This window comes from Methylobacterium sp. D48H (genome assembly GCF_053345715.1).
In genome coordinates, this window is sequence record NZ_JBKFAP010000012.1 from 51978 (window position 1) to 65128 (window position 13151).

11 protein-coding genes are annotated in these 13151 nt (G+C 70.6%); 4 read left to right on the top strand and 7 right to left on the bottom strand.

All coding sequences use genetic code 11. From position 1 onward, the window contains the following. The first annotated feature begins 26 nt into the window (after window positions 1–26). Both ACLBX8_RS19290 and ACLBX8_RS19295 read left to right on the top strand, forming a co-directional pair. Complete coding sequence (locus ACLBX8_RS19290) at window positions 27–251, top strand: hypothetical protein (protein WP_012320868.1); 225 nt, start codon at window positions 27–29, stop codon at window positions 249–251. A 313-nt stretch (window positions 252–564) separates the two neighbouring features. Beyond that, a complete protein-coding gene (locus ACLBX8_RS19295) occupies window positions 565–1359 on the top strand; it encodes a DUF1194 domain-containing protein (RefSeq protein WP_447700069.1) in 795 nt (264 codons plus the stop codon). Between the two features lie 237 nt (window positions 1360–1596). Here ACLBX8_RS19295 and ACLBX8_RS19300 read toward each other — a convergent pair whose 3' ends face one another. From ACLBX8_RS19300 to ispG, 7 genes are all read right to left on the bottom strand, one after another. After that, window positions 1597–1980, bottom strand: coding sequence for a hypothetical protein (locus ACLBX8_RS19300; RefSeq protein ID WP_020093846.1), 384 nt, complete (start codon window positions 1978–1980; stop codon window positions 1597–1599). A gap of 74 nt (window positions 1981–2054) precedes the next feature. Further along, window positions 2055–4385 (bottom strand): molybdopterin cofactor-binding domain-containing protein, encoded by a 2331-nt coding sequence (locus ACLBX8_RS19305; protein WP_447715625.1) that lies wholly within the window; start codon window positions 4383–4385, stop codon window positions 2055–2057. Further along, a complete protein-coding gene (locus tag ACLBX8_RS19310; RefSeq protein ID WP_447700034.1) occupies window positions 4382–4861 on the bottom strand; it encodes a (2Fe-2S)-binding protein in 480 nt (159 codons plus the stop codon). The genes ACLBX8_RS19305 and ACLBX8_RS19310 overlap by 4 nt, the downstream gene beginning before the upstream one ends. Before the next feature lie 462 nt (window positions 4862–5323). Further along, window positions 5324–5728, bottom strand: a complete 405-nt coding sequence (locus tag ACLBX8_RS19315) for a type II toxin-antitoxin system VapC family toxin (RefSeq protein ID WP_447700033.1) — start codon at window positions 5726–5728, stop codon at window positions 5324–5326. After that, window positions 5728–5973 carry a type II toxin-antitoxin system VapB family antitoxin gene (locus tag ACLBX8_RS19320; RefSeq protein ID WP_447700032.1) on the bottom strand — a complete coding sequence of 82 codons (246 nt, stop codon included), beginning with the start codon at window positions 5971–5973 and terminating at the stop codon, window positions 5728–5730. The genes ACLBX8_RS19315 and ACLBX8_RS19320 overlap by 1 nt, the downstream gene beginning before the upstream one ends. Window positions 5974–6036: 63 nt before the next feature. Continuing rightward, window positions 6037–8055 (bottom strand): potassium transporter Kup, encoded by a 2019-nt coding sequence (locus ACLBX8_RS19325; protein WP_447700031.1) that lies wholly within the window; start codon window positions 8053–8055, stop codon window positions 6037–6039. Window positions 8056–8367: 312 nt separating this feature from the next. Continuing rightward, complete coding sequence (ispG, locus tag ACLBX8_RS19330; protein WP_447700030.1) at window positions 8368–9693, bottom strand: flavodoxin-dependent (E)-4-hydroxy-3-methylbut-2-enyl-diphosphate synthase; 1326 nt, start codon at window positions 9691–9693, stop codon at window positions 8368–8370. Window positions 9694–10077: 384 nt separating this feature from the next. Between ispG and ACLBX8_RS19335 the strand changes: the two genes are divergently transcribed. Together ACLBX8_RS19335 and ACLBX8_RS19340 are read left to right on the top strand one after the other, a co-directional pair. Continuing rightward, window positions 10078–11205: a patatin-like phospholipase family protein gene (locus ACLBX8_RS19335; protein WP_091681822.1), complete on the top strand. Its 1128-nt coding sequence runs from the start codon at window positions 10078–10080 to the stop codon at window positions 11203–11205. Between the two features lie 245 nt (window positions 11206–11450). Next, window positions 11451–13142: a methyl-accepting chemotaxis protein gene (locus ACLBX8_RS19340; protein ID WP_447700029.1), complete on the top strand. Its 1692-nt coding sequence runs from the start codon at window positions 11451–11453 to the stop codon at window positions 13140–13142. Window positions 13143–13151: the final 9 nt, after the last annotated feature.

The window sequence follows — 13151 nt, forward strand, 5'->3', positions numbered from 1 at the left end:
GAAGCCACAAGGGGAAGCAACTACCCATGCAGCACTTCACCGTAACCGACCGCGAGCGTGACACCGTCCTGGCGGCACTGCGCTATTACCAGTTCTACCGGATGCAGGGTCATCCGTTCGACCCCCGTCAGGATCATCTGATCGACACCATCGCCGGCCGGGCCGGCGAGGCGCTGGACCTCGCCGAGATCGACGATCTCTGCGCCGGCCTGAACGGCAACCCGCACGCCCTCGCCGCCGCTGCGGCCTGAGGCAGCTTCCGGGGCGGCCGAGGCCGCCCTCGACGACCCCGCGGCCGGCCCAGGGACGGGGCCGGAGGACGAGCAACCTCCGAGATGAGCGGGCCACCGCCGCCGGAGCAAACCTTCCTCACCGGGGCCGGGCTTCGCGCCCGAACCACACCCTGCCGACGCGCATCCGGGCCTGCCCCGCGGCGCGTCGGTCCGACGGGTGGGTCCGCGCGGCGGGCCCCCCGAAAGGCCGGTTTCGCGCGACGCCGAAACGTGGCCTAACGGATGCGCGGCGGCCGCAGGGCCGCGCCTTCCGGGAGCGCCGAGGCCGATGATGCGGACGGGTTCGCGACGGATCCGCCGCGGCGTGCTGCGGGGCGCCGGCCTCCTGCTCCTCGGGCTCGCGTCCGCCACACCCGAGCCCGTTCAGGCCGCGCCCGAGAGCGTCGCCACCGCGCTGGTCGTCTCCGTGGACGTGTCGCAATCCGTCGACGACGCGCGCTTCCGGCTGCAGATGGAGGGCATCGCCGAGGCCCTGGAGGACCCGTCGGTCCTCGGCGCGATCACCGGCAACCCGGGCGGGATCCTGTTCGCGATGGTGACCTGGGCCGACCGGGCGACCCTCGCGGTCGGCTGGCGGCGGATCGCCGGCCGGGCCGACGCGGCCGCCGCCGCCGCGCTGGTCCGAGCCACCCCGCGTCAGGCGGGCGAGTTCACCTGCCTCGGCCAGATGTTCCGCACGGTGACCGCCGCCGTGCTCCCGGCGCTGCCGGTCCCGGCCGAGCGCGTGGTGGTCGACGTCTCCGGCGACGGGATCGACAACTGCACCGACGCCGACACCCTCGCGGAGGCGCACCGGTCACTGCTCGACACCGGCGCGACGGTCAACGGCCTGCCGATCCTGGTGCCGGGCGAAAACGACGTGGTCGGGGCCGGGGCCTACCGGGCGCCCGGCTACGGCCTGCTCCCGACCCCACTGCCGCCGGCGCGCACGAGCCTGGAGCAGTGGTACCGCGCCCACGTCATCGGAGGCCCGGGCGCCTTCCTGCTGGCGGCCGCCGGCTACGGCGACTTCTCGCGGGCGCTGCGGCGGAAATTCGTGATCGAGATCAGCGCGCTGGGCCGGTGACGGGGCTCTCCCCGGACGTACGTCACGCGGATCGAATCGCCCTCGCGGCCGGCCCTGAGCCAACCGTGACGGGCCGGCTCGGGCCTGACGGAGGCTGGGGTATGACGCGCTCCGTCATCATGAACGAAGGGACCCAGGGCAGCGCGACCTCGGAAGGCTTGGCGTGACCCTGGGTTGCTTCGCTCCGCTCGCAAAGACGGTGGGACAGAAGTGGATAACCGGGAAGCGTATCAGCCCTCAGGGTGCCTTCTTCAGCTGCTGCTCGGCGCGGGTGAGCGCCGCCTCGCACGCCTGCGCGTCGCCTTTCTGATCCGCCGTGCGCGCCTCTTCCAGGGCGACCTTCGCCTGCTGGGCGGCGTCCGCGCCCTGGCCGGCCTGGGCCGACTTCTCCGGCGGCGCCTGCGGCGACTCGTTCGCCCGTTGGCCCTCCGTCCCGGTGACACCCTCGCCGCCGCGCTTGGCGGCGTTACCCTGGCCGCTGGTCGAGGCGGAGATCGACTGGGTCAGCTCGGACTGGACCCGCTTGGAGACGCCCTCGATCCGGTCGCCGCAGGGCGAGGCGAGGGCGGGGGCCGCCGTCAGGATCAGGGTCAGGCAGGCCGTCAGGGCGGGACGCATCATCGGGTCGAGTACTTTCCAAGAGAATGGGGCCGCGGGTTTCCCCACGGCCCCAACGCCTCGCGACGGGTGACGGTTCAGGCGCTCAGCTGATCGCGAATCGGCAATTGCCGGACCCGCCGGCCGGTGGCCGCGAAGATCGCGTTGGCGATGGCCGGCGCCACCGGCGGCACGCCGGGCTCGCCGACGCCGCCGAGGGGACCGTCCCAGCGGCCGCTGGGCACCAAGTGCACGCGGACCGCCTTCGGGGCGGCGTCGATCCGGAGGACCTCGTAGCCGTCGAAGTTGTTCTGGACCGCCCGGCCCTGCTTGAAGGTGATCTCGGAGGTGAGGGCGAGCCCCATCCCCATGACCACGGCGCCCTCCATCTGCGAGCGGATGCGCTCCGGGTTGACCTGCGGGCCGCAATCGACCGCGATGTCGATCGCCTTCACCTGGACCTGGCCCTTGTCGTCGACCTCCACCTCGGCCGCCACCGCCGTGTAGGTGACGAAGCTGTAGTGGCCGGCGATGCCGAGGCCGGTGCCCTTGGGCATCTGGCGACCCCAGCCCGCGCCCTTGGCGGCCGCCTCGATCACGCCGCGCAGGCGGCCGGTCTCGATCGGGTAGCGCTTCGGGTCCTCGCCGTAGTTCCAGACGTCGCCGATCTCGGTCGGGCTGATCTTGCGATCGGGTCCGATGAGCGCGAGCAGGTACTCCTTCGGCTCGCGGCCGGCGGCGTACGCCAGCTCCGACACGAAGGACTGGATCGCGAAGGCGTGCGGGATGTTCGACACCGAGCGGAACCAGCCGATGCGGGCATGCGCGACGGCCTCGGGGTTCTCCAGCCGCATGTTCGGGATGTCGAGCGGCGTGTTGACCAGCCCCATCCCGAGCTCGAACGGCAGCTCGTGCTTCGGGTCGGGCGCGAAGATCGAGCCGATCGTCGGCGCCACCGAGCGGTGCAGCCACGCCACCGGCATACCCTTGTCGTCGAGGCCGGCCTCCAGCCGCTCCACCGAGATCGTGTGGTAGAAGCCGTGGTGGAGGTCGTCCTCGCGGGTCCAGGCCAGCTTCACCGGCGCGCCGTCGACGGCCTGCGAGCAGAGCGCCGCCTCGACCACGTAATCGGGCTTCGACTTGCGCCCGAACCCACCGCCGAGCAGCGTGACGTTCACCTTGACCTTGTCGTCGGGCAGCTTGAGCGCCTTCATCAGGCGGTCGTTGGCGGCCTGCGGACCCTGGACGCAGGCCCAGGCCTCGCAGAACCCGTCCTTCACCCGGGCTACCGCAGCCGGGGGCTCCATGGGGGCCTGGGCGAGGTGCGGCACGAAGTACTCGGCCTGGACCTTGGTCTTGGCCTTGGCCATGGCGCCGTCGACGTCGCCCTGCGTGCGCACGACCTTGCCGGGCTTGCGCGCGGCGGCCTCCAGCTCCTTGCGGAACGCGTCGGTATCGTAGCCGGCGTTCGGGCCGTCGTCCCAGGTGATCTTGAGCGCGTCCCGGGCCTTCAGGGCCGCCCAGGTGTTCTTGGCCACCACGGCGACGCCGCCGAGCGGCATGAACTCCGAGGGGATCGGGGTGGCGTCGATCTTGAGGATCTTCACGACGCCCGGGACCTTCTTGGCCTCGCTGTCGTCGAAGGACTTCACCGTGCCGCCGTAGACGGCCGGGCGCGCGACGACCGCGTACAGCATCCCGTCGAGCTTGGTGTCGAGGCCGTAGACCGCCTTGCCGGTGGTGATGTCGAAGTTGTCGATCAGACCGACCTTGCCGGTGCCGATGTAGCGGAAGTCCTTGGGATCCTTCAGCTTGACGTCGGTGGGCACCGGCAGCTCGGCGGCGGCCTTGGCGACCGCGCCGTAGCCGAGGGTGCGGCCCGACTTGGCGTGGGTCAGCGTGTGGTTGACGGCCGTCACCTCGGAGGCCGGCACGCCCCACTGCTTGGCCGCCGCCTGGATCAGCATCAGCCGCGCGGCGGCGCCGGCGTGGCGGAAGTGCTGGAAGAAGTGGCGGGTCGAGCGCGAACCGTCCGTGTCCTGGTTGCCGAAGCGGCTCTCGTCGCCCCAGGCCTGGACGACCTTCACCTTCGCCCAGTCGGCCTCCAGCTCGTCGGCGACCGTGAAGGCCACAGAGGTGCGGATGCCCTGGCCCATGTCGGAGCGGTGGTTGGTCACCGTGACGGTGCCGTCCGGCGCGATGGCGACGAAGACCTTCGGGTCGTCGCGCCAGCCGTGCGGCATGCCGTCGGCGCCGAACTTCTGCTCCTTCTGCTCCTTGGTCTGGGTCTCGTCGGCCCGGGCCGGGCGCAGCGAGAGGGCCAGAACCAGGGCGCCGGCGCCGCCGAGGATGCCGCGGCGGCTGACATTGTCGAGGGCCGGCGTGGTGCCGGCGGCGCGCTCAGCGGTGAGCTTGGCGTCGTGGATCACAGGCGCTCTCCCATACTGGCGGGCGCAGTCTGGCCGGCGGCCTGATGGATCGCGGCGCGGATGCGCGGGTAGGTGCCGCAGCGGCAGATGTTGCCGCTCATCGTGGTGTCGATGTCGTCGTCGGTGGGCTTCGGCGTGTCCTTGAGGAGGGCGGCCGCCTGCATGATCTGGCCGCACTGGCAGAAGCCGCACTGGGCGACGTTCTGGTCGCGCCACGCCACCTGCACGGGATGGTTGCCGTCCGGCGACAGACCCTCAATGGTCACGACCTCCTGGCCGGCGGCCGCCGAGACCGGCGTGATGCAGGCGCGGGTCGCCGCGCCGCCGAGATGGATGGTGCAGGCCCCGCAGAGCGACACGCCGCAGCCGAACTTGGTGCCGGTGAGCCCGAGCTCGTCCCGCAGGTACCACAGCAGCGGCATGTCGGGGTCGCCGTCGAAGCTGCGCGCAGCCCCGTTCACGGTGAGTTTGATCATCGTTGCGTCCTGTCTGGCGGCGCCGGAGCGGCGATCAGTCGGGTCCGAGCCGGGCCGGGGGCCTCGGCCGGCTTAGCCGGCTCACGTTCCCCGGTGCGGACAGGCCGCGGGGCGAACGCTCAAGCTCAGAATAATAAATATTCTAAGGCACGCGGCGGGGTCGGCGCAACGCGGGGACGCGGCCGGTCATCCCCGAGCCTCTGCGCCCCGGGCATGCCGCGTGCGGCGGCGCACATGGGCGACCATCGATGCGGAGGCGCGGGCGGGTCGATTCAGGCCGGCAGCCCGGTCAGCCGCGCGCCGTGGCCGCGGTTGGTTCGAAGCGCGAACGCATCGTTACGCCCCGACATAGCGTGTCGATCCTCAGGCGTTTCGCTCGCGAGGACGGCGTTTCGCGTCCAACTCAGAGCCCCTGGCACTGACCCATTCCGGATGCAACCGAGGCACGTCGGTCGCAGACCGTCACGGCACGGTCTCCAGATCCGTCCTGCGGAACTCGTCGGCCGTGGCCAGGATCGGCGTGCGGTAGAACCGTGCCGCCGCGTAGTGGAGACAATCGCCGAGGTTGAGGCCGTGGCGGCCGGCCCGGTATCGATGCGCGGCGGACAGGGCGAGCGCCGTCGTCTCGACGGCCGGCGGCAGGTCGCAGATCTCGATGCCCCTGGCTTCCAGAAATTCGAGGACGATCGGCCCGACCGCCTCGACCGTCATGTCGAACTTGTCGGGCCGCGCGAGGGCCAGCACCGTTTCGAGGACGGCAACGGGCGACGTTCTGCACTGGCGTGCCGAGGCGAGCGCCGTGGAGATCCGCTCGGCCTCGGGCTCGTCGGCGAGCAGGGCCACGATCGCGGACGCATCCACGAACATCAGGCGCTTTCCCACATCGCGTCATACGCGTCCCGCGCGAGAGGCACGCGGGCGGTCTCGCTGAGCGCAACCCCGTGCTTCTGGCGCACCCGTGCGGCGGTCTCCCGCGGGGACTCCTCCCGGTGGCGGCGCTCGATCGCCTCGCGCATGGCGATGACGATCGCCTCGGTGATGCCGACTCCCACCAGGGCGGCGAACCGGCGTGTCAGCGCGTCGGCCTCGGGATTGTTGACGTTGATCGGCATGCGGTCGGCCCTCGGGCACGATGTAGATAAGCTCTTCCGCCGATCTACACCAGCGTGCGGCCCTCAGACCGTCACCTGCGTCCCGACCTCCACCACGCGCCCGGTCGGGATCTGGAAGAAGTCCGTCGCGTCGTTGGCGTTCTTGGCGAGGGTGATGAAGATCCGGTCCTGCCAGAGCGGCATGCCGGAATGCGCCGCCGGCCGGATCGAGCGGCGCGACAGGAAGAACGACGTCGCCATGATGTCGAACTTGAAGCCCTGGCGGCGCAGCAGCACCAGCGTCTTCGGGATGTTCGGCGTCTCCATGTAGCCGAATTTCATCACGACCTTGTAGAAATGCGGGCCCACCGGCTCGATCCGCACCTTGTCGGCCTCGTTCGAGCGCGGCGTGTCCACCGTCTCGACGGTGAGGATCACGTTCTTCTCGTGCAGCACCTTGTTGTGCTTGAGGTTGTGCAGGAGCGCCGCCGGGGCGATCTCGGGATCGCTCGTCAGGAACACCGCGGTGCCGCGCACGTGGTGGGGCGGGCTCTTCTCCAGCATGCCGACCAGCTCGACCAGCGGCACGTCGGTCTTGCGGGTCTTGTTGAACAGGATCGTCACTCCGCGCACCCAGGTCCACATCAGGATGATGAGGCCGCCCGCGAGCAGCAGGGGTACGTAGCCGCCCTCCACGACCTTGATCAGGTTGGAGAGCAGGAACAGGAACTCGAGGACGATGAAGGGCAGCATCACGGCGGCCGCCGCGACCGGCGACCACTTCCACATGCGCCACATCACCAGGAAGGTCAGCGAGGCGGTGAGCAGCATCGTGCCGGTCACCGCGATGCCGTAGGCCGAGGCCAGCGACGACGAGGTCTTGAACAGCACGGCGAGCAGCACCACGCCGAACATCAGGAGGGCGTTGATCTGCGGCAGGTAGATCTGGCCGGCATGCGACTCGGAGGTGTGGCGGATCTCCAGCCGCGGCAGCAGGCCGAGCTGGATCGCCTGCCGGGACAGCGAGAAGGCGCCGGTGATCACCGCCTGGCTCGCCACCACGGTGGCGATCGTGGCGAGCACCACCATCGGCAGCAGGCCCCAGGCGGGCACGAGCTGGAAGAACGGATCGGCCGTGTCTGGCTTCTCCAGCACCAGGGCCGCCTGCCCGAGATAGTTGAGGGCGAGCGCCGGGAAGACGAGGCAGATCCAGGCCACCTGGATCGGCTTGCGGCCGAAATGGCCGAGATCGGCGAACAGGGCCTCGGCCCCGGTCACCGCCAGGAACACCGCCCCCAGGGCGATCAGCGCGCCGCTGCCGTGGCCGAGCAGGTAGTGCACGGCGTGCCAGGGATTGAGCGCGCGGAACACCTCCGGGTGCAGGGTGATGTGCGGCAGCGCCGCGAGCGCCATGGCGAGGAACCACACGACGGTCACCGGCCCGAAGAAGGCCGCCACCTTCCCGGTCCCGCGGTTCTGCACGAGGAACAGCGCGACGATGATCACCACGGTGATCGGCAGGACGTACTCGTCGAGGGCGGGCGTGACGAGCTTCAGGCCCTCCACCGCCGAGAGGACCGAGATCGCCGGCGTGATCACCGCGTCGCCGTAGAACAGCGAGGCGCCGAGGAGCCCCAGCATGAACACGATGCGCGAGCCGCCGAGCGCCTTCCGGGCCAGCGCCATCAGCGAGAGGATGCCGCCCTCGCCGTTGTTGTCCATGCGCAGCAGGATCGCGACGTACTTGACCGTCACGATCATGAAGAGGGCCCAGAGGATCAGCGACACGGTGCCGATCACCTCTTCTGGCAGCAGGATGCCGTCGGTCCGGGCCGGGACCAGCGCCTCGCGGAACGCGTAGAGCGGGCTGGTGCCGATATCGCCGTAGACGACGCCGACGGAGCCGACCAGCAGCGTCCAGAACCCAGCATGGCCGTGCTGGGTCTCGGCCTTCTCGGGGGCGTCGAGGCTGCCGGCGGTGGCCGGCCCGTGCGTCGGCGCCAGGGCGCCGGTCTCGTCGGCGGCCTGGGCGGCCGCGCGCGCGGCGTCGGGGGCTGCGGGCGCGGGCTGGGGGGCTACGCCGGGTGCGAAGGTTTGGCTCATGCGGATGTCGGAAGCTCGGGCGTGGCCGGCGCTTCGCGGTTCGGCTCAGGGGCCAGTCGGGGCCGGGCAGAAAACGCGAAGACTCCGCCGAACCGTGCGGGCCGGCCACCGGGCCGACCGCTCGCGGGATCGTGCGGCCTTGCTATCATGCCCTCGTGCGCCCGGAAACCGTGTGCACCCGCGAAGAACGCGGAGCTGGGTCTCGGCACGGCGGGCCGCCCCGCCGACGTTAACGGGACGCGCGGCGCCCCGGAGCGACGGCGGGAGGCGACGCGGTCTCCGTCTCGCGGGACCTGCGCGTCGGCCCGCCCGTCACTCGGCGGCGGTGCGGTTCCCGCCCTGGCCGAATCGGCGCTCGATGTAGTCGATCACGATCGTCTCGAAGTCCTTGGCCAGCGTCGGGCCGCGGAGCGTCATCGCCTTCTTGCCGTCGATGAAGACCGGCGCGGTCGGGGTCTCGCCGGTGCCGGGCAGCGAGATGCCGATATCGGCGTGCTTCGATTCGCCCGGGCCGTTCACGATGCAGCCCATCACGGCCACGTTCAGCCCCTCGACGCCCGGATAGGTCTTCTTCCACTCCGGCATGGAGGTGACGATCCAGTTCTGGATATCGCGGGCGAGTTCCTGGAACGTGGTCGAGGTCGTGCGGCCGCAACCCGGGCAGGCCGCCACCATCGGCACGAAGGTGCGGAACCCCATGGTCTGCAGGAGTTCCTGGCTCGCCTTGACCTCGACGGTCCGGTCGCCGCCGGGCTCGGGGGTCAGCGAGTACCGGATCGTGTCGCCGATCCCCTCTTGGAGCAGCACGCCGATGGCGGCCGAGGCGGCCACGAGACCCTTCGATCCCATGCCGGCCTCGGTGAGGCCGAGATGGATGGCGTAGTCCGAGCGGCGCGCCACCTCGCGGTAGACGGCGATCAGGTCCTGCACCGCCGAGACCTTGGCCGAGAGGATGATCTTGTTCTGCGGCAGGCCGAGCTCCACGGCGCGGTCGGCCGAGCTGATCGCCGAGCGGACCATCGCCTCGCGCATCACCGCCCGGGCGTCGATCGGCCGCGCCGCCTTGGCGTTCTCGTCCATCAGGTGAGTGAGCAGCTCGCCGTCCAGCGAGCCCCAGTTGGCGCCGATCCGCACGGTCTTGTTGTGCTTGATCGCCTGCTCGATGATCGCCGAGAACTGCGTGTCCTTCTTGTCCTTGAAGCCGACGTTGCCGGGGTTGATCCGGTACTTGGCCAGCGCCTCCGCGCAGGCCGGATGGTCGGCGAGCAGCTTGTGGCCGATGTAGTGGAAGTCGCCCACCAGCGGCACGTGGACGCCGATCCGGTCGAGGCGCTCGCGGATCTTCGGCACCGCGGCCGCCGCCTCGTCGCGGTCGACCGTGATGCGCACGAGCTCAGAGCCGACCCGGGCGAGCTGGGCGACCTGCGCCACGGTGGCGTCGATGTCGGCCGTGTCGGTGTTGGTCATCGACTGGACGACGATCGGGGCGCCGCCGCCGACGGTGACCGCGCCCTCGCCCTCGCCGACCGTGACGCCGACGGTGCGGTGGCGCGGGGCGGGGCCGGCGATCTCCGGTCCGCCGCCGGCCAGCGGGTTGTCGGCGGGGTTCTCGGAACGGGTGGCTTCCATGACTTCCATCGTGGACTTTCGCGGGCGCGCCTCGCGGGTGCCGGAGCCGTGACGGCTGCCGGGCCGGTCCCGGGGACACGCCTCGCCGGAACTTCGGGGCTGCCGCGGGTTAGCTGCGGACGACCCGGCGCCGCGTCAACCCGGCGCCGCGCGGGGCAGCATCGCGCAGGACAGCATCGCGGCTGTCATGTCGTATCCGGGCGCGGATGTCGAGTTTCCTGCACGTCCCGGAGGCACCCGCCGCCGTCGCCAGCCGGTTTTCGTCGGACTCTGTTGCCGATTCGCTCAGGCCGGGACAGGTGCCGGCGCGGGGCGGACACCCCGCCGCGATCCCGTCGCACGGTTGATGCTGCATCGCAGCATCCCATCTGTGTGGTGGATCAGGAGGCCGACATGAGCGAGCAATTCGGTGGCGCCGAGCCGCACAACCCCGCCACCGCCGTTCCCGAATCGCCCGTCACCGACGCGATCGAGGCGCAGCCGGCGCAGGTGCCGGGCCCCGCGCTCGCCGGGCCCAAGTTCGAGAAGCCGGTGGCGCTCGCCCTCCAGGGCGGCGGCGCGCACGGCGCCTTCACCTGGGGCGTGCTCGACGCGCTCATCGAGGACGGCCGCCTCGGCTTCGAGGCGGTGACGGGGGCGAGCGCCGGGGCGATGAACGCCGTCGTCCTGGTGGATGGCTGGCTGAAGGGCGGCCCGGACGGGGCCCGCGAGGGTCTGGAGCGATTCTGGCGCGAGGTCAGCCTCGACGGCGACCTGGGGCCGGCCCAGCGCAACCTCGTGAGCGGCCTGTTCAGCCTGTGGAAGGGCAACCCGGTGGCCGAGTTCTGGGCCAAGATGCTGGCGCCGAGCCCCTACGTGTCGAACCCGCTCAACATCAATCCGCTGCGCAAGGCGCTCGCCGAGCAGGTCGATTTCGACCGCCTCCGCGAGGCCGACACGGCGGGCCTGTTCGTCTCGGCGACCAACGTCTGGACCGGCAAGCTGGCGGTGTTCGAGCGCGAGCGCCTGACCGTCGACCATCTGATGGCCTCGGCCTGCCTGCCCACGGTCTTCCAGGCGGTGGAGATCGACGGCGTGCCCTACTGGGACGGCGGCTACCTCGGCAACCCGCCGCTCTACCCCCTGCACCGCGGCGCCCAGACCCGCGACATCCTGCTCGTGCAGATCAACCCCGTGGAGCGGCGCGAGACTCCGCGCACGGAGGCCGAGATCCGCGACCGGCTCAACGAGATCACGTTCAACGCGAATCTGATGCGCGAATTGCGGGCGATCGACTTCCTGGACGGGCTGATCGAGGAGGGCACCCTCGGCCAGGGCCAGTACCGCCGGGTCCTCGTGCACCGGATCGACGGCACCGACGCCCTCGAGGATTACAACGCCGCCTCCAAGCTCGACGCGCGCTGGACCGTGTTCAAGCGCCTGCGCGACAAGGGCCGCGCCGCCGCGCAGGCTTGGCTCGCCGAGAACTACGAGCGGATCGGCCGGGATTGCACGGTCGACCTTCAGCAGGCGTATCAGTGATGGGCCCTTCGGGCCGCGTACGGATAATTGATCTCAATATATTTTTCTGTCGAGATCTGTCAAATATTGTCAGATCTGGTAGATTGTCGGCCTGCCGTTCGGTGGAAGGACAGGAGCTTGCGTAGATGTATCTTGGTCGGGCTTCGAGTTAATAAAAATTCTCTTCATAAGCGACGATGAAGCGTCTACGGGCAGAGCGCGGTTGATGAGGCGGCGACTCACTCACCGCGGGGAGAGCCCGAGACATGTCATTTCGTATGTCCGACTACAGGATCAGCATCAAGATCGCCCTTGTCATGGGCGCGATGCTCATCGTTACATTGGTCGTGGCCGGCATAACCTTGCGGAACATCGGTGACATCCGGGAGGCCCAGGACCGGATCGAGCACACGCAGGCGGTGCTGGAACAGGTCGAGCGGATGAGCCTCGCGATGGTGAATCGGGAGACCGGCCTGCGCGGCTACCTGATCGCCGCGGAGCCGCGCTTCCTCGAACCCGAGACGGCCGGACGTGAGGCCTTCGCGGCGGCCTGGTCGGAGATGCGGCGGCTGGTGGCGGACAACCCCGCGCAGCAGGCACGCTTGGCGGACCTGAAGTCCCTGGCTGAGCGCTGGGGCAGCGCGTTCGCGGATCGCGAGATCGCCCTGATGCGCGATGCCGCGACGCGGGAAGAGGCGCGCCGGATCATGATCTCGGGCGTCGGCAAGGCGATCATGGACGAGATCCGCGCCAAGACGGCCGAGATCGCCGACACGGAGCGCGCGCTGATGAACGGCCGGGCTCAGGCCGCGGCGGCGGCCATCGCGGCGACGCGTTCGGCGAGCCTGATCGGCCTCGGCCTGATGGCCGGCATCGGGCTGATCGGTCTGGCGCTCCTGCAGATCGGCATCGCCAAGCCGGTCCGCGCCATCACGGCGGCGATGACCCGGATGGCGGCGAACGATCTCCGGACCGAAGTGCCCGGAGTCGGCCGCGATGACGAGATCGGCGCCATGGCCGATGCGGTCCGGGTCTTCCGCGACGGCCTCGTCCGAGCCGCGACCCTCGAAGCCGAGGCTGCGCAGGCCCGTACCGCCCTCGATGCGCAACGCAAGGCCGCGATGGTCGAGATGGCCGACGGCTTCCAGGCGGCGGTCGGCGGCGTGGTGCGGGCCGTCTCGTCGGCGGCGAGCGAACTCGAATCCACGGCCGCGCGCATGAGCTTCGCCGCGTCCGAGACGGCCGACCAGTCGACGACGGTCGCGGCGGCGGCCGAGCAGGCGGCCACGAATGTCAGCACGGTGGCCGCCGCCGCCGAGGAACTCGGCACGACCATTCACGAGATCGGCCGTCAGGTGCAGACGGCGGCCGGCTTCGCCGACACGGCCGTCGCGGAGGCCGGACGATCCGCGGACCTGATGCGCAGCCTGCGGGAGAGCGCGACGCGGATCGGCGACGTGGTCGGCCTCATCTCGGGCATCGCCGGCCAGACCAACCTGCTGGCCCTCAACGCCACGATCGAGGCGGCCCGCGCCGGCGCGGCGGGTCGCGGCTTCGCGGTGGTCGCGAGCGAGGTCAAGGAACTGGCCGAGCAGACGGCGAGAGCCACCGAGGAGGTCGCCCGACAGGTCGGCGAGATCCAGTCCTGGACCGGGGACGCCTCCGACGCGATCACGCGGGTCGTCAGCCGCATCAACGAGATCAGTGCAGTGTCGAGCGGGATTGCCGCGGCGGTCGAGGAGCAGGGCTCAGCGACCCAGGAGATCGTCCGGAACGTCGGGCAGGCGGCACTCGGGACCGGAGCCGTCACCAACAACATCACGGCCGTGGCCCGCTCGGCGGAGGGGGCCGGGAGCGCCGCCGCACAGGTGCTCGAGGCGGCGTCCGGGCTGCTGGGGCAGGCTCAACAGCTCGACGCGGAAGTGGGCCGCTTCCTCGACACGGTCCGGACCGGTTGAGGCCGCCCG

Excerpts from the sequence above, each read along its gene's own strand:
- ACLBX8_RS19315 (WP_447700033.1), bottom strand. The coding sequence starts at position 5,728 with ATGTTCGTGGATGCGTCCGCGATCGTGGCCCTGCTCGCCGACGAGCCC.
- ACLBX8_RS19295 (WP_447700069.1), top strand. The coding sequence starts at position 565 with ATGCGGACGGGTTCGCGACGGATCCGCCGCGGCGTGCTGCGGGGCGCC.
- ACLBX8_RS19340 (WP_447700029.1), top strand. The coding sequence starts at position 11,451 with ATGTCATTTCGTATGTCCGACTACAGGATCAGCATCAAGATCGCCCTT.
- ACLBX8_RS19335 (WP_091681822.1), top strand. The coding sequence starts at position 10,078 with ATGAGCGAGCAATTCGGTGGCGCCGAGCCGCACAACCCCGCCACCGCC.
- ACLBX8_RS19290 (WP_012320868.1), top strand. The coding sequence starts at position 27 with ATGCAGCACTTCACCGTAACCGACCGCGAGCGTGACACCGTCCTGGCG.
- ACLBX8_RS19310 (WP_447700034.1), bottom strand. The coding sequence starts at position 4,861 with ATGATCAAACTCACCGTGAACGGGGCTGCGCGCAGCTTCGACGGCGAC.
- ACLBX8_RS19300 (WP_020093846.1), bottom strand. The coding sequence starts at position 1,980 with ATGATGCGTCCCGCCCTGACGGCCTGCCTGACCCTGATCCTGACGGCG.
- ACLBX8_RS19320 (WP_447700032.1), bottom strand. The coding sequence starts at position 5,973 with ATGCCGATCAACGTCAACAATCCCGAGGCCGACGCGCTGACACGCCGG.
- ispG (WP_447700030.1), bottom strand. The coding sequence starts at position 9,693 with ATGGAAGTCATGGAAGCCACCCGTTCCGAGAACCCCGCCGACAACCCG.
- ACLBX8_RS19325 (WP_447700031.1), bottom strand. The coding sequence starts at position 8,055 with ATGAGCCAAACCTTCGCACCCGGCGTAGCCCCCCAGCCCGCGCCCGCA.